22 protein-coding genes are annotated in these 24894 nt (G+C 65.9%); 4 read left to right on the forward strand and 18 right to left on the reverse strand.

All coding sequences use genetic code 11. From position 1 onward, the window contains the following. Nucleotides 1-99: 99 nt before the first annotated feature. Both CEY11_RS01670 and ppsA read right to left on the reverse strand, forming a co-directional pair. Complete coding sequence (locus CEY11_RS01670) at nucleotides 100-1395, reverse strand: NAD(P)/FAD-dependent oxidoreductase (RefSeq protein ID WP_088601628.1); 1296 nt, start codon at nucleotides 1393-1395, stop codon at nucleotides 100-102. Nucleotides 1396-1452: 57 nt separating this feature from the next. Next, entirely contained in the window at nucleotides 1453-3846 is a 2394-nt protein-coding gene (gene ppsA / locus CEY11_RS01675) for a phosphoenolpyruvate synthase (protein ID WP_088601629.1), read from the reverse strand. A gap of 184 nt (nucleotides 3847-4030) precedes the next feature. Between ppsA and ppsR the strand changes: the two genes are divergently transcribed. Then, on the forward strand, nucleotides 4031-4864 hold the full coding sequence (gene ppsR, locus CEY11_RS01680; RefSeq protein ID WP_088601630.1) for a posphoenolpyruvate synthetase regulatory kinase/phosphorylase PpsR: 834 nt from the start codon (nucleotides 4031-4033) through the stop codon (nucleotides 4862-4864). A 122-nt stretch (nucleotides 4865-4986) separates the two neighbouring features. On the opposite strand, the gene CEY11_RS01685 is transcribed toward ppsR, so the two are convergent. From CEY11_RS01685 to rpsB, 16 genes are all read right to left on the reverse strand, one after another. Then, nucleotides 4987-5784 carry a TrmH family RNA methyltransferase gene (locus CEY11_RS01685; RefSeq protein WP_088601631.1) on the reverse strand — a complete coding sequence of 266 codons (798 nt, stop codon included), beginning with the start codon at nucleotides 5782-5784 and terminating at the stop codon, nucleotides 4987-4989. A 242-nt stretch (nucleotides 5785-6026) separates the two neighbouring features. Beyond that, entirely contained in the window at nucleotides 6027-6716 is a 690-nt protein-coding gene (gene rnhB, locus CEY11_RS01690; protein WP_088601632.1) for a ribonuclease HII, read from the reverse strand. After that, on the reverse strand, nucleotides 6703-7884 hold the full coding sequence (gene lpxB, locus CEY11_RS01695; RefSeq protein WP_088601633.1) for a lipid-A-disaccharide synthase: 1182 nt from the start codon (nucleotides 7882-7884) through the stop codon (nucleotides 6703-6705). The genes rnhB and lpxB overlap by 14 nt, the downstream gene beginning before the upstream one ends. 103 nt (nucleotides 7885-7987) lie before the next feature. After that, nucleotides 7988-8788: an acyl-ACP--UDP-N-acetylglucosamine O-acyltransferase gene (gene lpxA, locus CEY11_RS01700; protein ID WP_088601634.1), complete on the reverse strand. Its 801-nt coding sequence runs from the start codon at nucleotides 8786-8788 to the stop codon at nucleotides 7988-7990. Beyond that, nucleotides 8788-9240 carry a 3-hydroxyacyl-ACP dehydratase FabZ gene (gene fabZ / locus CEY11_RS01705; protein ID WP_088601635.1) on the reverse strand — a complete coding sequence of 151 codons (453 nt, stop codon included), beginning with the start codon at nucleotides 9238-9240 and terminating at the stop codon, nucleotides 8788-8790. Before fabZ ends, lpxA begins: the two co-directional genes overlap by 1 nt. Before the next feature lie 82 nt (nucleotides 9241-9322). Beyond that, on the reverse strand, nucleotides 9323-10435 hold the full coding sequence (gene lpxD / locus CEY11_RS01710; RefSeq protein ID WP_088601636.1) for a UDP-3-O-(3-hydroxymyristoyl)glucosamine N-acyltransferase: 1113 nt from the start codon (nucleotides 10433-10435) through the stop codon (nucleotides 9323-9325). Then, the gene (locus CEY11_RS01715; RefSeq protein ID WP_088601637.1) at nucleotides 10436-11011 is read right to left on the reverse strand and encodes an OmpH family outer membrane protein; all 576 of its coding nucleotides are present in this window, start codon (nucleotides 11009-11011) and stop codon (nucleotides 10436-10438) included. A gap of 62 nt (nucleotides 11012-11073) precedes the next feature. After that, nucleotides 11074-13407 (reverse strand): outer membrane protein assembly factor BamA, encoded by a 2334-nt coding sequence (gene bamA, locus CEY11_RS01720; RefSeq protein WP_088601638.1) that lies wholly within the window; start codon nucleotides 13405-13407, stop codon nucleotides 11074-11076. Nucleotides 13408-13460: 53 nt separating this feature from the next. After that, nucleotides 13461-14795, reverse strand: coding sequence for an RIP metalloprotease RseP (gene rseP, locus CEY11_RS01725; protein WP_088601639.1), 1335 nt, complete (start codon nucleotides 14793-14795; stop codon nucleotides 13461-13463). 69 nt (nucleotides 14796-14864) lie between these two features. Next, complete coding sequence (locus CEY11_RS01730; RefSeq protein WP_088601640.1) at nucleotides 14865-16058, reverse strand: 1-deoxy-D-xylulose-5-phosphate reductoisomerase; 1194 nt, start codon at nucleotides 16056-16058, stop codon at nucleotides 14865-14867. Further along, nucleotides 16055-16918 carry a phosphatidate cytidylyltransferase gene (locus tag CEY11_RS01735; RefSeq protein WP_088601641.1) on the reverse strand — a complete coding sequence of 288 codons (864 nt, stop codon included), beginning with the start codon at nucleotides 16916-16918 and terminating at the stop codon, nucleotides 16055-16057. The genes CEY11_RS01730 and CEY11_RS01735 overlap by 4 nt, the downstream gene beginning before the upstream one ends. Before the next feature lie 11 nt (nucleotides 16919-16929). Then, complete coding sequence (gene uppS / locus CEY11_RS01740) at nucleotides 16930-17688, reverse strand: polyprenyl diphosphate synthase (protein ID WP_088601642.1); 759 nt, start codon at nucleotides 17686-17688, stop codon at nucleotides 16930-16932. 26 nt (nucleotides 17689-17714) lie between these two features. After that, a complete protein-coding gene (gene frr / locus CEY11_RS01745) occupies nucleotides 17715-18275 on the reverse strand; it encodes a ribosome recycling factor (RefSeq protein WP_088601643.1) in 561 nt (186 codons plus the stop codon). Nucleotides 18276-18294: 19 nt separating this feature from the next. Beyond that, nucleotides 18295-19011 carry a UMP kinase gene (gene pyrH / locus CEY11_RS01750; protein WP_088601644.1) on the reverse strand — a complete coding sequence of 239 codons (717 nt, stop codon included), beginning with the start codon at nucleotides 19009-19011 and terminating at the stop codon, nucleotides 18295-18297. Nucleotides 19012-19177: 166 nt separating this feature from the next. Beyond that, a complete protein-coding gene (gene tsf / locus CEY11_RS01755; protein ID WP_198958813.1) occupies nucleotides 19178-20056 on the reverse strand; it encodes a translation elongation factor Ts in 879 nt (292 codons plus the stop codon). Nucleotides 20057-20173: 117 nt separating this feature from the next. Then, complete coding sequence (gene rpsB / locus CEY11_RS01760; RefSeq protein ID WP_088601646.1) at nucleotides 20174-20923, reverse strand: 30S ribosomal protein S2; 750 nt, start codon at nucleotides 20921-20923, stop codon at nucleotides 20174-20176. A gap of 161 nt (nucleotides 20924-21084) precedes the next feature. Here rpsB and CEY11_RS24965 point away from each other — a divergent pair, with 161 nt between their 5' ends. From CEY11_RS24965 to CEY11_RS01770, 3 genes are read left to right on the forward strand one after another with little or no spacing between them, the layout of a single operon-like run. Beyond that, nucleotides 21085-21303, forward strand: a complete 219-nt coding sequence (locus CEY11_RS24965; RefSeq protein WP_143322649.1) for a hypothetical protein — start codon at nucleotides 21085-21087, stop codon at nucleotides 21301-21303. Between the two features lie 40 nt (nucleotides 21304-21343). Continuing rightward, a complete protein-coding gene (map, locus tag CEY11_RS01765; RefSeq protein ID WP_088601647.1) occupies nucleotides 21344-22159 on the forward strand; it encodes a type I methionyl aminopeptidase in 816 nt (271 codons plus the stop codon). A 20-nt stretch (nucleotides 22160-22179) separates the two neighbouring features. Next, nucleotides 22180-24765 carry a [protein-PII] uridylyltransferase gene (locus CEY11_RS01770; protein ID WP_088601648.1) on the forward strand — a complete coding sequence of 862 codons (2586 nt, stop codon included), beginning with the start codon at nucleotides 22180-22182 and terminating at the stop codon, nucleotides 24763-24765. Nucleotides 24766-24894: the final 129 nt, after the last annotated feature.

The following is a 24894-nucleotide window of genomic DNA, read 5'->3' on the forward strand; positions in this document are numbered from 1 at the left end:
GGTATGCCGCGCCCGGCCATGGCCGGGGTTTGTCGTCGCCGCGGCCTGCCGCGAAGTGCCGGCCCGTCGACGCGGCATCTGTCGATGGCTGGCGGCCGTTCAATGCAGCTTGACCCGCGGTGCGCCGCGCTTGATGAGCAGCCGCCCGATGGCCAGCATCGCGGTGCGCAGCCCTCCAAGCAAGGCGAAATGATGCATCAGGTGCAGGCTCATGTACATGAAGCGCGCGAACAGCCCCTCGATGAACAGGCCCTTGCCGGTCAGCACCCCCATGAGATTGCCCACCACGCGGCTATGCCCCAGCGACACCAGCGAACCGTAGTCCTTGTAGCGGAAGGCGCGGCCGCCCTGCGGCAGCGCGGCGCCACGGATGCGGGCCGACAGTTCCTGCAGCAGGAAATCCGCCTGCTGATGGGCGGCCTGGGCGCGAGCCGGCACGAACCTGCCCTCGCCCCAGGCCAGCTCGATGCAGTCTCCCAGGGCATAGACCGACGCGTCGCTGGTGCGCAGGGCGGCATCGACCACCAGCTGGTTGCGCGCGTTGCTGCGCAGGCCCAGGCCGGAGAGAAATGCCGGCGCCTCGATACCCGCGGCCCAGACGCACAGATCGGCCGGATAATCGCGGCCCTCGCTGTCGCTCAAGCCATCGGCCCGCACTGCGGCGATGCGCACTCCGGTGCGCACCTGGATGCCGCGCTCCGTCAGCAGATTATGGGCGGCCGTCGAGATCTTTTCCGGCAGCGCCGAGAGAATGCGCGGCGCGCCCTCCAGCAAGGTGATGTGCAGGTCGCGGGCCGGATCGAAATCGGCCAGGCCGTAAGAAACCACGTCGGCGCAGGATTGCGCCAGCTCGGCCGCCAGCTCGACCCCTGTGGCGCCGGCGCCGACGATGGCTATGTTCAGCCCCCGGCTGCTGCCTTGCGCGTGCGCCAGCTCGCGCAGCAGCCTGAGACGGAATTTCTCGGCCTGGGCGGTGGAATCTATGGCCAGCGCGAACTGGCTGGCACCCGGGGTGCCGAAGAAGTTCGACTTGCTGCCCACGGCCAGTACCAGGGTGTCGTAGGCCAGATCGCGGGCCGGGTACAGTTCTTCGCCCTGCGCGTCGCGCACCGCCCCCAGGCGGATGCTGCGCGCCTGCAGATCGGCGCCCAGCATCTCGCCGCGCACGAACTGGAAGCCGCGGCTCTTGCCCAGCATGAAGTAGGAAAGGCCTTCGCGGTGGATGTCGAGTGTGCCGGCCGCCACCTCGTGCAGCGAAGGCTTCCAGATGTGGAAGGCCGCCAGGTCGACCAGGGTCACGCAGCGCGGCCCGAAACGCCCGCCCAGCTTGGCGGCCAGCTCCAGGCCCCCCGCCCCGCCGCCGACGATCACTACCCTGTGTGCATGAGCTTGCATAAGCCCTACCCCGAGAGCAAAACCGCGCGGCACATGCCGCGCGGCCCCGCCGCAACTTCAGGCGGCGTCTTGCTGCAGCGACTTTTCTTCTTGCGCCAGGCGCTGCCAGGTATCGACCACGGTGTCGGGGTTGAGCGACATCGACAATATGCCTTCGTCGCGCAGCCACAGCGCCAGATCGAGATGGTCGCTGGGCCCCTGGCCGCAGATCCCCACGTATTTGCCGGCGGCCAGGCAAGCCTTGATGGCGCGGTTCAGCATGAACTTGACGGCCTCGTCGCGCTCGTCGAAATCGGCCGCCAGCAGCTCCATGCCGGAATCGCGATCCAGGCCCAGCGTGAGCTGGGTCATGTCGTTCGAGCCGATGGAAAAGCCGTCGAAATACTGCAGGAACTTGTCGGCCAGCAGCGCATTGGACGGCACTTCGCACATCATGATCAGGCGCAGGCCGTTCTCGCCGCGCGCCAGGCCGTGGCGCGCCAGCAGCTTGACGACCTTGTCGGCCTGCTGCAGCGTGCGTACGAAAGGCACCATGATCTCGACATTGGTCAGGCCCATGTCGTCGCGTACTTTCTTCAGGGCCTCGCATTCCATGCGGAAGCATTCTTCGAACTCGGCCGAGATATAGCGCGAGGCGCCGCGGAAGCCCAGCATCGGGTTTTCTTCCTCGGGCTCGTAGCGCGAGCCGCCCACCAGCTTGCGGTACTCGTTGGACTTGAAGTCGGACAGGCGCACGATAACCGGCTTGGGGTGGAAGGCCGCGGCAATGGTGGCCACGCCCTCGGCCAGCTTTTCCACGAAGAAGGCGCGCGGGCTGGCATAGCCGCGCGCCGCCGATTCCACGGCCTTCTTCAGGTCGCTGTCGACGTTGGGATAATCGAGCACCGCCTTGGGGTGCACGTTGATATTGTTGTTGATGATGAACTCGAGCCGCGCTAGGCCGACGCCCTGATTGGGGATCTGTGAGAAATCGAAGGCCAGTTGCGGGTTGCCGACGTTCATCATGACCTTGACGCCGATCTCGGGCATCTGGCCCCAGCGGACTTCTTCGATTTCGGTCTCGATCAGGCCGTCGTAGATGCGGCCCTCGTCGCCCTCGGCGCAGGACACGGTGACTTCATGGCCGTTGTCGAGCACCGAAGTGGCATGGGCGCAGCCCACCACCGCGGGGATGCCCAGCTCGCGCGCGATGATGGCCGCATGGCAGGTGCGCCCGCCGCGGTTGGTGACGATGGCCGAGGCCAGCTTCATGACGGGCTCCCAGTTGGGGTCGGTCATGTCGGTGACCAGCACGTCGCCGGCGCGAACCTGATCCATTTCGGAGATGTCGGCGACGATGCGCACCGTGCCCGAGCCGATCTTCTGGCCGATGGCGCGGCCGGTGACCAGCACTTCGCCGGTAGCCTTCAGGCGGTAGCGTTCCTGCACGTCGTGCTGGCTTTGCTGCGAGCGCACGGTTTCGGGGCGCGCCTGCAGAATGTAGATCTTGCCGTCGATGCCGTCGCGGCCCCATTCGATGTCCATGGGCCGCTTGTAATGCTGCTCGATGATGACCGCGTAGCGAGCCAGCTCGATGACTTCGTCGTCGGTGAGCGAATAGCGGTTGCGTTCCGACACCGGCACGTCCACGGTGCGCACCGCCACGCCGCCGGTGCGCTCGGGGTCGAATTCCATCTTGATGAGCTTGGAGCCTATGCGCCGGCCGATGATGGGGTAGTGGCCGCTGGCCAGGGTCGGCTTGAAGACGTAGAACTCGTCCGGATTGACGGCGCCCTGCACCACGGTCTCGCCCAGCCCGTAGGACGAGGTAATGAACACCACGCCGTCGAAGCCTGACTCGGTGTCCAGCGTGAACATGACGCCGGCGCTGCCGCGGTCGGAGCGCACCATGCGCTGCACGCCGGCGGAAAGCGCTACGTCGGCATGCTGGTAGCCCTTGTGCACCCGATAGGAAATGGCACGGTCGTTGTACAGCGAGGCGAACACGTGGCGGATTTTTTCCAGCACGTCGTCGATGCCCGCCACGTTCAGGTAGGTTTCCTGCTGGCCCGCGAAAGAAGCGTCGGGCAGGTCTTCGGCGGTAGCCGAAGAACGCACGGCGAAGGTGCCCTTGCCGTCGGCGTCGAGCTGCGCGAAAGCCTCGCGTATGGCTTGCTCGAATTGCGCGGGGAACGGTGTGTCGATGACCCATTGGCGGATCTGCGCGCCGGCTTCCGCAAGCGCGCGCACATCATCGGCATCGAGCGCGTCGAGGCGCTGGTTGATGCGCACATCCAGACCCGTGGACTTGAGAAAGTCGCGAAAGGCCTGGGCCGTAGTAGCGAAGCCGCCAGGCACGCGGACTCCGGCGTCCGCGAGCTGGCTGATCATTTCCCCGAGTGATGCGTTCTTGCCTCCTACCGAGTCTACGTCCGACATGCGGAGCTGCTCGAAAGACACTACGTAAGACATAAAGTCACCTTTGAACTATATAAAAGAAAGCGTGTTTGCTCAGCGCACGACGCACCGCCCGCAGATACGAGCCCATGCGCTAAGCAAACCGGCCTTGCCCCGGTCGAAGGCGACTGTTACTCTTGATTCCCTTGGATTGTACCGTTACTTCCACTCCCGCGCCCGCCCACTCACACTCGCTCACATGGCAGCCCCACTCATGCAACGCACGGTGTTCATTGTCTCGGACAGCACCGGCATTACCGCCGAAACATTCAGTCACTCGGTGCTTTCGCAGTTCGAACAATTCGAATTCGAACAGATCCGCATGCCGTTCATCGACAGCGCCCAGAAGGCGTCCGAGGCGGCCCAGCGCATCAACCGCTGCGCCCAGGAACAAAACCAGACGCCGCTGGTATTCAGCACACTGGTCGACCCCGAGATCGCCCTGGTCATCCGCCAGGCGAACTGCACTTTCCTCGACCTGTTCGGCACCTTCGTACAGCACATCGAGACCGCGCTGGGCGTCAAGCCCAGCCATTCCATAGGCCGCTCGCACATGGGCGGCCTGTCCAAGCAATATCACAACCGCATAGAAGCCATCAATTTCAGCCTCGCGCACGACGACGGCCAGTTCGTGCACGGGCTGGAACAGGCCGATGTCATATTGGTGGGCGTGTCGCGCTGCGGCAAGACCCCCACCAGCCTGTACCTGGCCATGCAATACGCTATCAAGGCGGCCAATTTTCCGCTCATACCCGAAGACTTCGACCGCGGCTCGCTGCCAGCCACCCTGGCGCCGTTCCGGCGCAAGCTGTTCGGCCTGTCCATCCAGCCCACGCGCCTGGCCGAGGTGCGCAACGAGCGCCGCCCCAACAGCCAGTACGCCTCGCTCAAGCAATGCCGCCACGAGGTCGCCTCCGCCGAGCGCCTGATGCGCATGGAAGGCATACCGTGGCTGTCGACCACCACCAAGTCCATTGAAGAAATTTCCACCAAGGTGCTGGAAGAAGTCGGCCTGAACCGGCGGGCATACTAGGGCCTGTTAGGGTGAACAGGCCCTAGACCCATCGCCGAGCCCGGCGCTTCACCGCTTGCGCCCGGCGGTGCACCTAGGAAGCTTTTGCCGAAACCCCGCCCGGCTGCCGCCCGATTGCGCTATTACGGAACCTGCACGCCATGCGCCGCAAGGCGCTGGCGGCGCTGCTCGAACAGGCAGACCGCGGCGGCGGCCGACACGTTCAGGGACTCCACCCCTGCCGCCTGAGGAATGAAAACCCTGAGGTCGGCCAATTGCAACAAGGCAGGATCCACGCCCCTGCCCTCATTGCCGAAGAGCCAGGCGCAACGCCCGGGCAGTGCCCGCGCGTACAAAGAGACACCGTCCTGCAGGCTGGTTGCCAGCAGCGGCACCGCCAGCCTGGCGCGCTCGGCCGCCAGATCGACGTGCTCATGGATCGCCATGGCGAAGTGCGCGCCCTGGGCGCTGCGCAGCACCTTGGGCGACCAGGCCGCGGCGCAGCCCGGCGACAGATAGGCCTGGCCCACGCCGGCCGCTGCCGCGGTGCGCAGCAGCGTACCCACATTGCCCGGATCCTGGACGCGATCCAGCCACAGGCAGTCGGCGTCGATGCGCTCGGGGCGCGGCGGGCGCGGCACGTCGACCAGGAAGCACACGCCCTGATCCTGGCCTATGGGCGACAGCGCCCGCATCAGCGCCGGCTCGCAGGTGGCGCAGGCCGCGGCTCCCAAAGCGCCGAACAAAGCGCCGAGTTCGCCGTCCTGCTGCCGCGCCAGCAGCGCCTCGTCGAATAGCGCGTAGCGCGGCGCCCCATAATGCGCCACCCACTCCTGGCACAGGTGCAGGCCTTCCAGCACCGCCTGCGCGCCATGGCGACCCTCGGCCAGGCGCAATAACTGCCGGTATTCCGGATTGCTGCGCGAGCTGATGTGCTTCATATGAAAAACGATCCTTATTCCATTTCTAAATCGATCGTGAACGCGAAAGCGAAGCGCAGACAGTACACCTAGTACGGCAAGCGAAGCTGACCACGAGCCAGAGCGCGAGCCCGCCCTTTGGGGCGGGGGCGAGCGAGGCCTGGTTCATTTCGGCGCCGTAGGCGCCCCCGAATAGTGGCGGAGAGTCTCCGGCCGAGAGGCCGGAACTCTTCACAAAGTGCACGGTTGATTTAGAAATGGAATTAGCCTGCATCGAATGCGTCGGACTGCAGCAGCCCGGCGGCGGACGGCAGCCCGGACTCTGCGCCGGCGCCTTCGGCCTGCTGCCGCGGTATCACGAAAAATCGTTTCACCGGTGCGAAGCTGCGGCGATGGGCCGGGCATGGCCCGTGGGCCTGCAGACGTGCCATGTGCAAGGCGGTGCCGTAGCCCTTGTGCCGATCGAAACCGTAGTCCGGATACTGCTGGTGCAGCAACAGGCAGTCCGCGTCCCTGGCCGTCTTGGCCAGGATCGAGGCCGCCGAAATGGCGGCGATCTTGGCATCTCCCTTGACGATGGCCTCGGCCATGCAGGCCAGGCCGGCGGGCACCTTGTTGCCGTCGATCTGCGCCAGATCCGGCGCGAGCTGCAGTCCGGCGCAGGCACGCCGCATGGCCAGCATGCTGGCCTGCAGAATGTTCAGGCGGTCGATTTCCTCGACGCTGGCGCTGGCCACGCACCAGGCCAGGCTGCGCGTGTGTATCGCGCAGGCCAGCTCTTCACGGCGGGCGGCGCTCAAGGCCTTGGAATCGGCCAGGCCGGCGATGGGCCGCGCCGGGTCGAGTATGACCGCGGCGGCGAATACCGGGCCGGCCAGCGGGCCCCTGCCGGCCTCGTCCACGCCCGCCACCCGCAAGGCCTGAGGCACGCCGAACAAATCACCCTGCCCCATGGCCCGCCTGCTCGAGTATGGCGCGCGCGGCCAGCGCCGGGGTGTCGCGGCGCAGATCCTGATGCAGGGCCGTGAAGCGCCGCGCAATGTCCTGCGCGTAAGGTGCGTCGGTCAGCGCGCGCCAGGCGGCGTCGGCCAGCGCCGCAGGGGTCGCTTCGTCCTGCAGCAGCTCGGGCACCGCGAAATCGCGCAGCAGCACGTTGGGCAGGCCGACCCAAGGCACATAGGGCCTGGCCTGCCCGGATTTCCACTCCATCAGGCGCCGCATGGCCGGCGACAGCACGTACGAGATGACCATGGGCTTCTTGAACAGGGCCGCCTCCAGGGTGGCGGTGCCGCTGGCCGCCAGCACCGCGTCGGCCGCCTCCATGGCGTCCCAGGCAACCGGGCGCGCGGCATCCGCGGCTCCCTGCAGCAGGCGCAGCCCGGGCACCGGCAGGCGCCGCAGCAGCGCCTCGAATTCGGCACGCCGCTGGGCATTGACCATGGGCACCAGCACCACCAGGCCGGGGTCGCGCTGCAGCAGGCGCTGCGCGGCCTGCAGGAAGCGCGGGCCCAGCAAGCGGATCTCGGAAGCGCGGCTGCCCGGCAGCAGCGCCAGCACGCGTGCCCCCGGATCCAGGCCCAGCGCACGCCGCGCCCCGGCCACGTCCGGCTGCAAGGGAATGCGCCGGGCCAGCGGGTGCCCGACATAAGTTACCGGCACGCCTTCCTTGCGATAGATTTCTTCCTCGAAGGGAAACAGCACCAGCATGTGCGAGACCGCGGCCCGGATCTTGTGGATGCGTTCGTAGCGCCAGGCCCATATCGACGGCCCGACGAAGTGCACGGTGGGCACGCCCGCCTGCCTGAGGCGCTGTTCCAGGCGCAGGTTGAAATCGGGCGCGTCCACGCCCACGAACACAGCGGGCCGCTCGCGCAGCCAGCGATTGCGCGCGCCGAAGTAGGTCGAGAGCAGGCCCGGCAGGCGTTTGAAGGCGTCGGCATAGCCGAACACCGTCAGGGCGTGCATGGGGTACCAGGCGTCGAAACCGGCGGCCTGCATGGCCGGGCCGCCTATGCCGGCGCAAACGCAGTCCGGCGCCTGCGCGCGCAGGCCCTCGATGACGCTGGCGGCCAGCAGATCGCCGGAGGGTTCGCCGGCCACCATACCGATGCGCGGGTTCATGGGCAGCCCCCCTGCGGCCGCGCGAAACGAACGGCCCTCTGCCGCTGCGCGGCATCTTCCCCGTGGCAGGGAGCACGCCCTCCGGGCGGCCGCGCGGCCCCGCTCATTGCGCCCGCGCGATGCCCCGCGTCGAGGCTTTGAGGAAATCGACGAGCACCTGCACGGCCTGATGGGATTCCGGATGCTGCTGCTGCAGTTCGGCCATTTGCTCGACGGCCTGTTCGACACTGAGCTGGCGGCGGTACAGCAGCTTGTAGGCGTCCTTGAGCACGCCTATGGTCTCGGCGCTGAAACCGCGCCGGCTCAGGCCCTCGGAATTGATGCCCACCGGGCGGAAAGGGTCGCCCGCGCCGATGATGTAGGGCGGAATGTCCTGGCGTATGGAGCTGGTGCCGCCGATCATGGTGTGCGCGCCGATGCGCACGAACTGGTGCGAGGCCGACAGGCCGCCGACGATCGCCCAGTCGTCGATGTGGATGTGCCCCGCCAGCTGCACGCTGTTGGCGATGACGGTATGGCTGCCGATCTGGCAATCGTGCGCGATATGCACATAGGCCATGATCCAGTTGTCGTCGCCCAGGCGCGTCGTGCCCACGTCCTGTACGGTGCCGGTATTGATGGTCACGTACTCGCGCACGGTGTTGCCGTCGCCGATTTCCAGGCAAGTGGGCTCGCCGGCGTATTTTTTGTCCTGCGGCATGCCGCCTATCGAACAAAAGCGGTAGAAATTGTTGTTCGCGCCTATGCGGGTATGCCCGTCGATCACGCAATGCGGCCCGACGATCGAGCCGGCCCCTATGCTGACGTGCTCGCCGATGATGCTGTATGGCCCCACGGCAACGTCGGCCGCAAGCTGCGCACCCGGCGCCACGATGGCGGTAGGATGAATCAGGCTGCTGGTCATTAATCTTCCAGTACGCGTATGGCGCACATCAGTTTGGCCTCGGCCGCAACCTGGCCATCGACCAGGGCCTTGCCCGAGTATTTACAGATCGTGCGGCTGATGCGCTCGGCCACGACTTCGAGGCGCAACTGATCGCCCGGCAGCACCGGCCTGCGGAACCGTGCCCCGTCCACACCCACCAGGTAGTAGGCGATCTTGCGGTCGGCCGGATTGACCTCGCTGTCGTCCTCGAACGAGAACAAGGCCGCGGCCTGCGCCATGGCTTCGATGATGAGCACCCCCGGCATGACAGGGTGATGCGGGAAGTGCCCGGTGAAGAACGGCTCGTTCATCGACACATTCTTGATCGCCACGATGCTCTTGCCGGGAACCATGTCCAGTACCCGATCCACCAGCAGCATCGGGTAGCGATGCGGCAGCCGATCCATGATTCCCTTGATGTCGAGTTCCATTGTTTTAATCCTGAGAGCAAGAAGTTTTTTTGACGTTGTGTTTTGGGCCTTGCCTTTTTCAGGCGCCGCCGCGGCGGCCGCACTATTGCGGCGTCGCCGGCCCTGATTTTTCGAGCGCGCGCACGCGCTTGCGCAGCTGCGCGAGCTGCGATACGACCGCTGCGTTGCGCTGCCACTGCACGTGGCTGTCGTAGGGGTAGACGCCGGTGTAGCGCCCGGGCCGCGAGACGTTGGACGTGATGGCGGTGCCGCCGGAAACGTGCACATCGTCGCCCAGCACCAGGTGGCCCGAGATCATCGAGGCGCCGCCTATGGTGCAGCGCCGCCCGATATGGGTGGAGCCGGCGATGCCGACGCAGGCGGCCATGGCGGTGTGCTCGCCGATGACCACGTTGTGCGCCACCATGATCTGGTTGTCGAGCTTCACCCCATTGCCGATGACGGTGTCTTCGATCGCGCCGCGATCCACCGTGGTGTTGGCGCCGATCTCGACATCGTCGCCCAGGCGCACCCCGCCGATCTGCGCAATCTTGGCCCAGGCGCCGCTGGACTGGCGCGGGTCGGGGGCGAAGCCGAAGCCGTCGGCGCCCAGCACCACCCCGGAATGGAGTATGGCGCGGTCGCCCACGGCGACGCCGTGGTACAGGGTGACGCGTGCATGCAGCAGGCAATCTTTGCCCAGCCGGGATCCGGCGCCGACGATGCAGGCCGGCCCCAGCCGCGTGCCATCGCCGATACTGGCACCCGCCTCGATGACGCAATGCGGGCCGACGCTGACCTGTTGCCCCAGGCGGGCCGTGGGATCTATGACCGCGCTGGGATGGATGCCGGCGGGCAGGCCGGCCAGGCGGTGCCGGTCGAACCACTGCGCCAGCAAGGCATACATGAGATAGGGTTGGCTGCACAGCACCACGGTGTAGCCGGGCGCCTGGCGGATGGTGCAAAGCTCTTGGTAGGCCTCGGCCGTCATGATGACCGCCGCCGCCTTGCAGGCCAGCAATTCCTCGTGCAGCTTGGGATTGGCAAGGAAACTGATCTCGGCGGGCCCGGCGCCAGACAAGGAGCCCAGCCCGCTTATGGGAATCGAGCCGGCCTGCGACGCACCGAGGATTTCGGTGTCCAGTCCCGCGGTATTTGCCGCCGCCAGCAAGTCATGCAAGGTGGGCGCCCGATCGGGCGGCAGCAATACCGGCATTTAGTTGAGGGCCTTCAGAACCTGATCGGTGATGTCGACACGCGGGCTGACCGTGACCGCGTCCTGGATGATCAGGTCGTAGCCTTGCGACTCGGCGATCTTCTTGATGGCCGCGTCGGCCTTCGAGACGATGGCGGAGAATTCTTCGTTGCGGCGGCGGTTGAAGTCTTCCTGGAATTCGCGGCGCTTGCGCTGCAGGTCGGAATCCATGTCGGCCAGCTTGCGCTGGCGCTTGACGCGCTCGGACTCGGACAGCACGGGAGCGTCTTTGTCCAGCTTCTGGGCCTGGGCGCGCAGGTTGGAGGCGAGACGCTGCAATTCCGCGTCGCGGCTCTTGAACTCGGCTTCGATCTTGGCCTGGGCCGCCTTGGCCGGCTTGGAATCGCGCAGGATGCGCTCGGTGCTGACAAAGCCGATCTTGGTACCCTGAGCCTGCGCCCTGGCGCTTTGGGCTTGCACCACCGGCGTCGTCAGTACGCAGGTTGCCCCGAGCGCTGCGGCCAATACCAGGGCTCGCTGCCCGCGACAGATACCATGCGTGACCGCTGAAACTTTTGATGCAATATGAGACGTCATGAAAACTCTACCTTCCTGGGAAGCCGAGAGAAAAAGGATATTGTGCCACTAAACGATCCACATCAGAAACCGGTGCCGATCTGGAACTGGAATGCCTGTTTGTTGTCGCCAGGCTTGGCATTCAGAGCTCGGCCATACGACAGTTGCAACGGGCCCAGCGGCGACTGCCAGGAAAAACCCACGCCCGCAGAATAGCGCCAGCCGCAGGGATCTTCGATGGAATTGCCCGGGCCGGCCGCGCACTCGCCGCTGCCGTTGGACACCTTGCCGGCATCGCTGAACAGGAACCAGCGCAAGGTGCGGTCGCGGCTGGCGCCGGGGAACGGCAGGTACAGCTGCACATTACCGACGATGCGCTGCGAGCCGCCCAGGTAGTCGTTGGTGTTGGTGTCGTGGGGGCCGAGCGAGGCGCCTTCGTAGCCGCGCACCGAACCGATACCGCCGGCGTAGACGTCCTTGATCACGGGGAATGGCTTGCCGCCGTACGCCTTGCCCCAGTCGACCAGGCCGTTGAAGGCCAGCGTGAAGCTGCGCCCCAGCGGCATGTAGTACTGTTCCTGGGCGCTGAGCATGTAGTACTTCAGGTCGAGGGTCGAGAAATTGCCCGACAGCTTGGTGTAATTGCCCTTGGTGGGCGCCAGCGCGCTGTCGCGGGTGTCCTTGGACCAGCCCAGGTTGAAGATGGCGGCGTTGGTGCTCTTGCCGAAGGTGTTGACGAAATCCTGGTAGGCCGCCGGCGGGTTGTCCATCAGGTCGATGGTGTTGCGCTCGAAGCTGACCCCGGCGAACACACGGTCGAATTCGGAGATGGGCACGCCGAAGTTCAGGCCGGCGCCGATCGCGGTCACCGCGTAGGTGCCGTCGGTGTAGCTGGTTTCGTAAGGCGTGGTGCGGCGGTAGTACAGCGAGGTCGTCTTGCTGATGCCGTCCTTGGTCCAGTACGGATTGGTGTGCGACACCACCGCAGTGCGGTTGATGGCGCTGGTATTGACCTGCAGGGACAGCGTATTGCCGCTGCCGAAGGCGTTGTCCTGGCTGATGCCGGCCGAGAGCATCAGCTTGTCGGTGGTACCGTAGCCCACGCCGACGTTGATCAGGCCGGTGGGCTTTTCCTTGACGTCGACGTTGAGATCGACCTGGTCGGGCGAGCCCGCCACCGGCGCGGTGTGAATCTGGATATCGTTGAAGTAGCCCAGGCGGTCGATGCGGTCGCGCGAAGTCTTGATGCTGTTGGCATCGTACCAGGCGGCTTCCTGCTGGCGCATTTCGCGGCGCACGACCTCGTCGCGGGTGCGCGTGTTGCCGCCGATCTGGATGCGCCGCACATAGACGCGGCGGCCCGGGTCGATATAGAAGGTAAGCGCCGCCTCGTGCTTATCGCGGTCGAGCACCGGGTTGGGGTTGACGTTGGCGAAGGCATAGCCCAGGCCGCCCAGATAATCGGTGATCGCCTTGGCGGTGGCGTTGGTCTTGGCCGCTGAGAAGGTCTCGCCGGCCTTGACTTGCACCAGTTTCTGGATCTTGTCGTCCAGACCCAGCAGGTTGCCGGCCAGCTTCACGCTGCTGAGCTTGTACGGGCGCCCTTCGTGGATGGTGAAGGTGATGTAGATGCTCTTGCGGTCGGGCGAGATCGAGACTTGCGGTGGCTCGGCCGAATATTCGAGGTAGCCGCGGTCGAGGTAATAGGAACGCAGGCGTTCGACGTCGCCCTCGAGCTTCTCGCGCGAATATTTGTCGGTACCCGTATACCACGTCATCATGCCCGGCGTGGTCAGTTGCAGTTCGTCGAGCAGCGTGCCTTCGGAATAAGTCTTGTTGCCGACGATGGTGATCTGGCGGATCTTGGCCACGTCGCCTTCGAAGATGTCGAAATTGACGCCGACCCGGTTACGCTCCAGCGGCGTGATGATGGGGTTGATCTCGACCCCGTACTTGCCCTTGGACAAATACTGCTGCTTGAGCTCGAACACCGCGCGATCCAGCAGCGACTGGTCGAACACGCGGCCTTCGCCGAAGCCGACCTGGCTGAGCGACTGGATCATTTTCTTGGAGTCGAACTCGCGCATGCCGTTGAACGACACCGAAGCGATGGTGGGCCGTTCTTTTACCGACACCACCAGCACATCGCCCTGCTCGTCGATTTTCACGTCGTTGAACAGGCCCGAGGCGTACAGCCGCTGGATGGCCTCGCTGGCCTTGGCCTCGCTGAATTCCTGGCCGACCTTGACCGGCAGGTAGCTGAACACCGTGCCCACGTCGACGCGCTGGATGCCGTTGACCCGGATATCGCGCACCACGAACGGGGAAAATGCGTAGGCCGCACCAGGGGCCAGCAATGCCGCCAGCAATGCGGGCAGAGCGCGCTTGGTGAAGAAGGTTTTGCGGCGTGGCGACATTCTGGAAGATCCTTGGTCGATCAAATGGTGAAGGATTGTACGGCACAAGGCCCTTAGCTGAAAAGGCGGGAGAAGTCGTTGAAAAACGCCAACACCATCAGAGCGCCGAGCAGCCCCAGCCCGACTTTCTGGCCTGTTTCCAGCCAGCTTTCCGGCACCGGCTTGCCGCGTACGATTTCCAGCACGTAATACATCAAGTGGCCACCGTCCAGCAAGGGGATGGGCAGCAGGTTCAAAATGCCGATGCTAACACTGATGAGCGCCAGGAAGCCGAGATAGGCGGCCAGGCCCACCCGCGCCGTTTGGCCGGCGTAGTCGGCGATGGTGACCGGGCCGCTGATATTGCTTAGCGACACCTTCCCCACCACCATGCGCCCCATCATCTTCAGCGACAGCCACGCGGTATCGAAGGTGCGCTGCAGGCCGCGCTGCAGGCTCTGCACCAAACCGTAGCGCACCGTCACCATGGGTAGTTCGCCGCTGAGCATCACGCCGATGCGGCCGATGCTCTTGCCGTCGGCCGATTTGGCAGCCTGCGGCGTAACCGTCAGATTGCGCACGGCGCCGTCGCGCCGCACGGCCAGGGCCAAGGGCTGTCCGGCGTGCGCCTGAATGGCATGCACCATAGTATTGGGGGACGGATCTACCTGGCCGCCCACGGCCAGCACGACGTCGCCGGCATGCAGGCCGGCCGCCGCGCCGGGGCTGTCCGCCGTCACCTCGGAAACCAGGGGCCGGGGTGCGGCCAAGGACAGGCCGGCCTGCTCCATGGGGTCGAGGTCGGTGGTGGAGCCGCTGGCCGCGGGCAGCGTGAGTACGTGCGTCTGGCGCCGGCCATCGGGGGAGAGCACGGCCAGTTCGACGCGGCCGCCGACCGCCAATACGTCCAGCAAGTGCCAGCGCACCTCGGTCCACGAGCGCACCGGGGCGCCGTCGACGCTTTCGATGCGGTCGCGCTGCGCCAGGCCGGCCACGGCCGCCGGGCTATGCGCCGGCGGTGCAGCCAGAACCGCGGCCGGCTCGCGCGTGCCCGCCAGGCCAAGCATGGCGTACAAGATGACGGCCAGCAACAGATTGGCCACGGGGCCGGCCAGCACGATGGCGAAGCGCTGCGCCACGGATTTGCTGTTGAAGGCCTGGGCATTTAGCGCCGGGTCGCCGCCGGCCACGGGGTCGTCCAGCATTTTCACGTAGCCGCCCAGCGGAATGGCCGACAACGCCCATTGCGTGCCATTGCGGTCGACGCGGCTGGCCATCACCTTGCCGAAGCCCACGGAAAAGCGCAGCACCTTGACGCCGCAGCGCCGTGCAACCCAATAATGGCCCAGCTCGTGGAAAGTGATCAGTATTCCGAGCGCAACGACGAAGGCAAGCAAAGTGAAAAGCATGGCGATCCAGTGGCCTCCCGGGGCGGCCGGACGCAGGTTCGCGCCGCGTGCCGGGTGGTGAGCGTCATTTTACATGCACAGGTCGGCCGCGGCGCGGCGCGCCTCGCCGTCCAGCGCCAGCACGGCCTCCAGGCTGTCCAGGGCAGCGCCGCCGCGGCCCGCCATGCGTTCCAGGCAGCCTTCGATGATGCGCGGGATCCGGGTATAGCCCAGCGCGCCCGACAGGAAGCGCGCCACGGCGACCTCGTTGGCGGCGTTCAGCGCGACGCAGGCGCCCTGCCCGGCGCGCATGGCCTCGTAGGCCAGGCGCAGGCAGGGAAAACGCAGGAAATCCGGCTCTTCGAAATCGAGCCGCCCCAGCGCCGCCAGGGACAGCAGCCCCACCCCGCTGTCTATGCGCTGCGGGAAACCCAGGCCATAGGCGATCGGGGTGCGCATGTCGGGCTGGCCCAGCTGCGCCAGGATCGAGCCGTCGTCATATTCGACCATGGAATGCACCATGCTCTGCGGGTGGATCACCACCTGTATGCGATCCACCGGCATGGCGAACAGCCAATGGGCCTCGATGACCTCCAACCCCTTGTTGAGCATGGTGGCCGAATCGACGGAAATCTTGCGCCCCATGCTCCAGTTGGGATGCGCGCAGGCCTGATCGGGCGTGACCGAGTCCAGCAGCGCCAGATCGGTGGTGCGAAACGGGCCGCCGGAGGCGGTCAGCAGCAGGCGCCGCACGCCCGCCGCGGGCTGTTGCGAGACGCTGCTGCGGTACCCCGCCGGCATGCACTGGAAAATGGCATTGTGCTCGCTGTCTATGGGCAGCAGCTCGGCGCCGTGCTCGCGCACCGCCGCCATGAACAGGCCGCCGGCCGCCACCAGCGCCTCTTTGTTGGCCAGCAGCAGGCGTTTGCCGGCCCGCGCCGCCGCCAGTGCCGCCGGCAGGCCCGCGGCGCCGACGATGGCGGCCATGACGGTGGTGACCTGCGGGTCGGCGGCAGTGTCTGCCAGAGACTGCGCCCCAAGGCGGATTTCCGGCAATGGCCGGCCGGCCGGCCAGGCCTGCTCGAAGCGGCGCCGCGCGGCATCGTCGGGCACGATCACGACCTGGGCGCCGCTGGCCCGGGCCTGCTCGGCCAGGCGTTCGATGCGGCTGTGCGCGCTGAGGGCATACACCGACAGGGTATCGGGATGGCGCGCGATCACGTCCAGGGTATTGACGCCGATCGAGCCGGTCGAGCCGAGTATGCAGATACGCTGTGTATTCATAAAATCGAGGCTCCCGTCAGCAGCAGCGCGATGGGAGCCACAGGCAGCAAGGCGTCGATGCGGTCATACACGCCGCCGTGGCCGGGCAGCAGAGCGCTGGAATCCTTCAGGCCGGCACGCCGCTTCAACAAGGACTCGAACAGGTCACCGACGATCGACAGCGCGGCCAGCGCGGCGGCGGCCAGTACGGCCGCCCACCAGGGCATGCGCTGCAGCAGCGCCGCGCCGAAGCTGCCCGGCCACCAGGCGCTGGCCATGACCCACGCGGTGGCGACGACGACGCCGGCGATCGCGCCTTCCCAGGTCTTGCCCGGGCTGACCCTGGGCGCGAGCTTGCGCCTGCCCCAGGCCCGCCCGGCGAAATAGGCGGCGATGTCGGCGCACCAGATCAGCGCCAGCAGCGACACCAGGAACCAGGCTCCGTGCGCGAGGAACATCTGCACCAGCGCGCTCCAGACCGCGACTACCGCCAGCAGGCCGAATACACTCAGGCAGGCGCTGCCGCCGCGCGCAGTGACGTCGCCGCGCAGCACCATGGCGGTGGCACCCAGCACCCAGGCCGCGGACACCAGCGGCACCAGCCAGCGGTTAGATACCTGCAGCAGGGCCTGCGCCCAGGCCGCGGGCGTGCCGCCCAGCCACTGCCGGGCCACGAGGCACAGAACCACGGCCAGCAAAACGCCCAGCGCCACACCGGCGCGGCCGCCCGCGCCGGGCCAACTGAGCCGCAGCCATTCCCACAGCAGGCAGGCCGCCGCCAGGGTCAGCAGCAGCACCAGCGGCCAGGGGCTGGATGCCAGCAAGGCGCCCAGCAACACCGCCAGCAGAACGATCGCGGTGACAATACGTTGCTTGAGCATGGCCGTGCCCCTCAGGCGTCCGTGGAAACCTGGGCGCTGGTGCGCCCGAAACGGCGTTCGCGGCCACGGTACCATTCGAAGGCCGCGTCGAGTTCTTTGGCGTCGAAATCGGGCCAATAGCCGTCGGTGAAATAAAGTTCGGTATAGGCCAGCTGCCAGATCAGGAAATTCGAGATGCGCTGCTCGCCGCCGGTGCGGATGAACAGATCGGGCTCGGGGGCCCAGGCCATGGAAAGGTACTGGGCATACAAGGCTTCGTCGATCGCTTCCGGCCTGGCGGCCAGCTCGGGGCGGGCGCGCAGCAGCGCCTGCATGGCCTGCAGTATGTCCCAGCGCCCGCCGTAGTTGGCGGCGATCGTCAGGTTCAGCGTGGAATTGGCCTCGGTGCGCCGCTCGGCGGCGTGGATCAGCCCCTGCAGCTTGGGCTCGAAGGCCGACAGGTCGCCCACGACGCGCAGCCGCACGCCCTGGCGCTCGAGCTTGTCGACTTCTTTTTCCAGAGTCTGGATGAACAGCCGCATCAGCAGCGACACTTCTTCTTCGGGCCGGCGCCAGTTCTCGGAACTGAAGGCGAACAAGGTCAGGTATTCCACGCCGCGCTGGCCGCAGGCTTCCAGTACGCGGCGCACCGCCTGCACGCCGCGCGCATGGCCCGCAGTGCGGGGCAGGAAACGCTTCGTGGCCCAACGGCCGTTGCCGTCCATGATCACTGCCACGTGGCGTGGCACCGAAACATCGGACGGTATAGACAATGTAGAGCTTGTCACCATGCTGGCAGGCCGGGCACAGGCGGTCGTCAGACCGTCATGATTTCGGCTTCTTTCTGCGCGACGAGCTTGTCGATCTCGGCCACGTTGCGGTCGGTCAGCTTCTGCACTTCGTCCTGGGCGCGACGCTCGTCGTCTTCGGAAATTTCCTTGTCCTTGACCAGCCGCTTGAGGCCTTCATTGGCCTCGCGGCGCAGATTGCGCACGGCGATCTTGGCGTCTTCGCCCTCGCCGCGCACCACCTTGGTCAGGTCGCGGCGGCGCTCTTCGGTGAGCGCCGGCATGGGCACGCGGATGGTCTCGCCCATGGACTGCGGATTCAGGCCCAGGTCGGAATCGCGTATGGCCTTCTCGACGATGGCCACCATCTTCTTTTCCCAGGGCTGCACGTTGATCGTGCGGGCGTCGATCAGGTTCACGTTGGCCACCTGGCTGACCGGAACCGGCGAGCCGTAGTAGTCGACGGTAACGTGGTCGAGAATGCCGGCGTGCGCGCGGCCGGTGCGGATCTTGGACAGATTGACCTTGAGCGTTTCCAGCGACTTGGTCATGCGCGATTCGGCCGATTTCTTGATCTCTGCAAGACTCATTGCAATTCCTTACTCGAACTCAAACGTGAACCAGGGTGCCTTCGTCTTCACCGCCGACGACACGCTTGAGCGCCCCGGGTTTGTTGATGGAAAACACCTTGATGGGCAGTTTCTGGTCGCGGCACAGGGCGAAGGCGGTCGCATCCATGACCTCGAGCCTGCGCACGATGGCTTCGTCGAAACTGATGCGGGCGTAACGGGTCGCACCCGGGTCTTTGTTGGGGTCGGCGCTGTAGATGCCGTCGACCTTGGTGGCCTTGAGCACGATCTCGGCGCCGATCTCGGCGCCACGCAGCGCCGCCGCGGTGTCGGTGGTGAAGAACGGGTTGCCCGTGCCGGCCGCGAACACCACCACCTTGCCCTCTTCCAGGTAGCGCAGCGCCTTGGGCCGGATATACGGCTCGACCACCTGGTCGATGTCCAGGGCGGACTGCACCCGGGTATCGACACCGCGGTGCTTCAGGGCGTCCTGCAGGGCCAGCGAATTCATGACCGTGGCCATCATGCCCATGTAGTCGGCGGTGGCGCGATCCATGCCCTGCGCCCCAGGCGCCACGCCGCGGAAGATGTTGCCCCCGCCAATGACGATGGCCAGTTCGACTCCCAGCGCGGCGACTTCGGCGATTTCTTCGGTCATGCGCAGGATGGTCGCACGGTTGATGCCGAAAGCATCGTCTCCCATCAGCGCCTCGCCCGACAGCTTGAGCAGCACGCGCTTGTACGATCTGGTTGTCATTGATAGCACCCCGGAAATTCGAACCAACGAAAGTGTAAGCCAGAGTCGGCGCGCGTGTCAGCGCACCGCCGCGGGCAGAGGCCCGCGCGCCGGCGGTCACACCTGCCGGCCCGGCGCGAACCTAGGGGCCTGTTCACCGAACCGGCCCCAGTGGCAGACGCAGGCCTCAGGCGTTGCCGGCTGCTGCCGCGGCCACTTCGGCGGCGAAATCCTCGACCTTCTTCTCGATGCCCTCGCCCACCACGTACAGCGCGTAGCGGCTGACCGCGGCGTTCTTTTCCTTGAGCACCTGGGCCACGGTCTGCTTGTCGTTCTTGACGAACGGCTGGTTCAGCAATGTGACTTCCTTCAGGAATTTCTGCACCGAGCCCTCGACCATCTTGACGACGATCTCGGCGGGCTTGCCCGATTCGGCGGCCTTCTGCTCGGCCACCGAGCGTTCGGCGTCGATGTCGGCCTGTGCCACGCCGCCGGCATCCAGCGCGCGGGGCTTGGTGGCGGCGATATGCATCGCCAGGTCTTTGCCGAGCTCGGCGGGGCCGCTGAATTCGACCATCACACCGATCTTGCCGCCATGCACGTAGCTGGCCAGCTGCTGGTCGGTGGCATAGCGCTGGAAGCGGCGCACCGAGATGTTCTCGCCGATCTTGCCCACCAGCGCGGCGCGGGTGCTCTCGACCTTGCCCTCGCCCAGCGGCAGCGCGTTCAAGGCGGCCAGGTCGGCCGGGTCATTCTTGGCCACCAGCTCGGCCAGCTGGTTGACGAAGCCGATGAAGTCGTCGTTCTTGGCGACGAAGTCGGTTTCGCAGTTGACTTCGACCAGCGCACCCTGCTTGGCATCGGCCGAAATGTACAGGCCCACTAGGCCTTCGGCCGTGATGCGGCTGGCCGCCTTGCTGGCCTTGTTGCCCAGCTTCACGCGCAGCAGTTCCTCGGCACGGGCCATATCGCCTTCGGCCTCGGTCAGCGCCTTCTTGCATTCCATCATGGGCGCGTCAGTCTTCTCGCGCAGTTCCTTGACCATGGTTGCGGTAATTTGAGCCAATTCGATTCTCCTGTTCAATAATTGCGCGCCCCGGACGGGCCGGGGCATAAACACATGGGGAGCCGGGCCGCGTGCAACGCGGCCGGCGTCATACCGGGCAGGCCCGGCCGGATGCGTTTACTCGCGCTCTTCGTCGACTTCGACGAACTCTTCGCTGCCTTCGGCGATTTCTTCCACCAGGCCGTTCAGGTTCTGCTCGCGGCCTTCCAGCACGGCGTCGGCAATGCCGCGCGCGTACAGCGCAATGGCCTTGGCCGAGTCGTCGTTGCCCGGGATCACGTGCGCGATGCCTTCGGGAGAGTGGTTGGTGTCGACCACGGCGACCACGGGGATGCCCAGGGTGCGCGCCTCGGCAACGGCGATCTTGTGGTAGCCCACGTCAATCACGAACAGGGCGTCGGGCAGCGTGTTCATGTCCTTGATGCCGCCGATCGCCTTGTTGAGCTTGGCCAGTTCGCGTTCGAACATGAGTGCTTCTTTCTTACTCATGCGTTCGGTGGCGCCCTCGGCCTGCGCGGCTTCCATTTCCTTCAGGCGCTTGACCGAGCTCTTGACCGTCTTGAAATTGGTCATCATGCCGCCGAGCCAGCGGTTGTCCACGTAGGGCATGCCGCAGCGCTGCGCCTCGGCCGCCACCAGCTCGCGCGCGGCGCGCTTGGTGCCGACGAACAGCACGGTGCCGCCACGAGCCACCAGTTGGCGCACGAACTTGGTCGCCTCCTGGAACTTAGCAACGGTTTGCTCGAGGTTGACGATATGGATTTTGTTGCGCTGGCCGAAGATATAGGGGGCCATCCTGGGGTTCCAGTAACGAGTCTGGTGACCGAAGTGCACGCCCGCTTCCAGCATTTCACGCATCAAAGACATAGTATTCTCCTAGGGTTGAGTCTTGCGCCAGGCCGGGATTGGTACAATGACCCAACACCCCGGACGGCCAGGCGCGCGATTTGCCGCGAATCAACGCCAAAATTTGCATTGAATCCCACGGCTGGTTTGGCTGCGTTAGGCTGTAGCAGCTACTGGCACCAATGGCCAGCACAGCAACTACTTGCCTGCAGCATTTACTTTACTTTTTACCTACGTTTTTGCCCGCATTTTTGCCTGCAGCTTTTGCCTGCAAGCTTCTGCCCGCAGTTTTTGCCCGCATGAAGCCAAGCATCAAAGGCCAGATTAAAGACCAATCAAAGCACCGATCAATGCCTAAGCAGCACAATCAAAGCCTAAGCCAGCAAAAAGAAAGCCTATAATTCTACTATCTTTTTCGATCATCCTTCAAGCCGCCTTCCCATGAGCAGTATCGTTACCGATCCCGAAGACCTGAACAAAATGCGCGCCGCCTGCCGGGATGCGGCCAAAATCCTCGATTTCCTCACGCCGCACGTGCGCGCCGGCATCACCACCGGCGAACTCGACCGCCTGTGCATGGACTACCTGACCAACGAACTGAAGGTCGAATCGGCCACCGTCGGCTACGCGCCGCCGGGCTATCCGCCCTTTCCGGGCTCGATCTGCACCTCGGTCAACCACGTAATCTGCCACGGCATCCCGGGCGACAAGGTGCTCAAGAATGGCGACATCATGAACATCGACGTCACCATCATCAAGGACGGCTGGTTCGGCGATACCAGCCGCATGTACTACGTCGGCGAGCCCTCCATTCTGGCGCGCCGCCTGACCGAGATCACCTATGAATGCATGTGGCTGGGCATACAGCAGGTGCGGCCCGGCGCCACCCTGGGCGACGTCGGCCAGGCCATCCAGAAATACGCCGAGGGCAAGGGTTTCTCGGTGGTGCGCGAATATTGCGGCCACGGGGTGGGCCGCAAGTTCCACCAGGATCCCCAAGTCCTGCACTACGGCAAGGCCGGCACCGGCGTGAAGCTGGTGCCCGGCATGATTTTCACCATCGAACCCATGATCAACGCCGGGCGCAAGGACATCCGCCAGCTCGCCGACGGCTGGACGGTCGTGACCCGCGACCATAGCCTATCGGCCCAATGGGAGCACAGCATCCTGGTCACCGACGACGGCTACGAGGTGCTCACCGTGTCCGACGGCATGCCCCCTCCTCCCGCCTTCATCAATCCGGCCGCCGCCCACTGAAGCACAAGGCCGCGTGGCTCATGCGGGCTTCCTCGTCCTCCCTGCTGGCGCTGTTGCGCGAAAACCTGCAGCGCAAGCGCCGCGAGGCCATCGACCAGTTCCGCATCCACCTGCGGCCTGAACTGCTGCTGACGGCGCTGCGGCGCGCCACCGACCAGGCGGTGCGCGAAGCGATCAAGCTGCATCCGCTGCCGGCCCATGCCAGCCTGGTGGCCGTCGGCGGCTACGGGCGCGGCGAACTCTACCCGTATTCGGACGTCGACGTCCTGATATTGCTGCGCGACCCTCCGGGCCAGGCCGATACGCGCCTGCTCGAGGCGCTGGTGGCCGCGCTGTGGGATCTGGGGCTGGATCTCGGGCACAGCGTGCGCACCATCGAAGACTGCCGGCGCGAGGCGGCCGGCGACATCACGGTCGAGACCGCACTCATGGAGGCGCGCTGGCTGGCCGGCAGCAAGGAACTGCTGCAGGCCCTGACGCACGCCATGACGGAACAAATGGACGCGCAGACCTTTTTCCAGGCCAAACGCGCCGAGATGCAGCAGCGCCATGCGCGCCACCAGGACACGCCCTATGCGCTGGAGCCCAATTGCAAAGAGGCGCCGGGTGGCCTGCGCGACCTGCAGGTTATTCTCTGGCTGGCCCAGGCCGCCGGCCTGGGGCATACCTGGAAGGAAATCGCCCGCGCCCAGCTGCTGACCGCGGCGGAGTACCGCTCGCTGCGCAAGGCCGACCTGGCCTTCAAGCGCCTGCGCATCGAGCTGCACCTGCTTTGCGGCCGGCGCGAAGACCGGGTGCTATTCGACCTGCAGCCGGCGCTGGCCGCGATCTACGGCTTCACGGCAACCAAAACGCGCCGTCCCAGTGAGATCCTGATGCAGCGCTACTACTGGGCGGCGCGGGTGGTGAACCAGCTCAACACCATCCTGATGCAGACCTTCGAAGAGCGCCTGTTCCCGCAGCCCGATGCGCCGGTGCACCGCATCGACGATGATTTCTGCATGGTGCAGAACCGCCTGGAGCTCTGCCGCGAGGACGGCTTCGAGCGCAAGCCCACCATGCTGCTGCGCGCCTTCCTGGTGATGCAGGAACGGCCCGAACTGAGCGGCCTGTCGGCGCATACGCTGCGCGCCATGTGGCATGCGCGGCGCCGCATCGACGCGCAGTTCCGCAAGAACCCCGTCAATCGCCGGCTGTTCCTGCAGATCCTGCAGCAGCCGCGCGGCATCGTGCACGCGCTGCGGCGCATGACCATGCTGAACATCCTGCCGCGCTACCTGCCGGTGTTCCGCCGCATCGTCGGCCAGATGCAGCACGACCTGTTTCACGCCTACACGGTGGATCAGCACATCTTGATGGTGATCCGCAATCTGCGCCGCTTCACCATGCCCGAGCATGCCCAGGAATATCCCTTGGCCAGCCAGCTCATGGCCGGGGTGCAGCGCCACTGGCTGCTGTACGTCGCGGCGCTGTTCCACGACATCGCCAAGGGCCGCGGCGGCCATCACTCCGAACTCGGCGCCCGCGACGCCTACCGCTTCTGCATCGAGCACGGGCTGGACGAGCAGGACACCGCGCTGGTGGAATTCCTGGTGCGCGAGCACCTGACCATGTCGGCCTACGCGCAGAAGCGCGACCTGAGCGACCCCCAGGTGGTGCGCGAATTCGCCGCCATCGTGGGCGACGAGCGCCGCCTGACCACGCTCTACCTGCTGACGGTGGCCGACATCCGCGGCACCAGCCCCAAGGTGTGGAACTCCTGGAAAGGCAAGCTGCTGGAAGACCTGTACCGCCAGACCTTGCTGGCGCTGGGAGGCTCGCAGCCCGATACCCGCACCGTGCTCAGCCAGCGCAAAGAAGCCGCCGCCGCCGAAATCCGCCGCATGGGGCTGCGCGACGAAAGCCGCGAGGCCTTCTGGAGCGAACTCGACGTGGCCTATTTCCTGCGCCACGAAGCCTCCGAGATCGCCTGGCATACGCGCCACCTGTACTACCGCGCCAACAGCCCCGAACCCGTCGTCAAGGCACGCATCGCCGGCAGCAGCGAAGGCTTGCAGCTCATGGTTTATACGCGCGACGCCCAAGACCTGTTCGTGACCATTTGCGGCTACTTCGAGCGGCGCGCACTCAGCGTGCAGGACGCCCGCATCCACACCACGCGCCACGGCTGGGCGCTGGACAGTTTCGTGGTGCTGCCGCCCGCGCACGAAAAAGATTTCCGCTCGCAGGCCGCACTGATCGAGCACGAGCTGCCCGAGCTGCTCGCCGGCGCCGCGCCCCTGCGCCACGCCGCAGCGCCGCCGCGGCGCGCCGGCTCGCGGCGCGCCCGCGTGTTTCCCATCGTGCCCAACATCGAGCTGCAGCCCGACGAGAACAGCACCTCGTGGCGCCTGTCCATTACCGCCTCCGACCGGCCGGGGCTGCTGTACGCGCTGGCGCAGGTCTTTGCCGAGCACGGCATCAACCTCAAGATGGCCAAGGTCATGACCCTGGGCGACCGCGTGGAAGACGTCTTCATCATCGCCGGCAGCGCCCTGGGGCACCCGCGCCTGCAGCTGCGCTTCGAGCGTGCGCTGCTGTCCACGCTGGACGAATCAGGGGCCTGATCGCGGCGGCTGCGGCGGCGCTTGACCGCGCCAGGCTGCGCGGCAAGCTCGCCGACATGGCCGAAGCGCGGCGGCAGCGCCGCAGGCCTGCCTGCCCGGGCAGTGTATGATTTGAGCTTCCACGGGCCG

Origin of the sequence: Candidimonas nitroreducens (assembly GCF_002209565.1) — a bacterium.
GTDB classification, from domain to species: domain Bacteria; phylum Pseudomonadota; class Gammaproteobacteria; order Burkholderiales; family Burkholderiaceae_B; genus Candidimonas; species Candidimonas nitroreducens.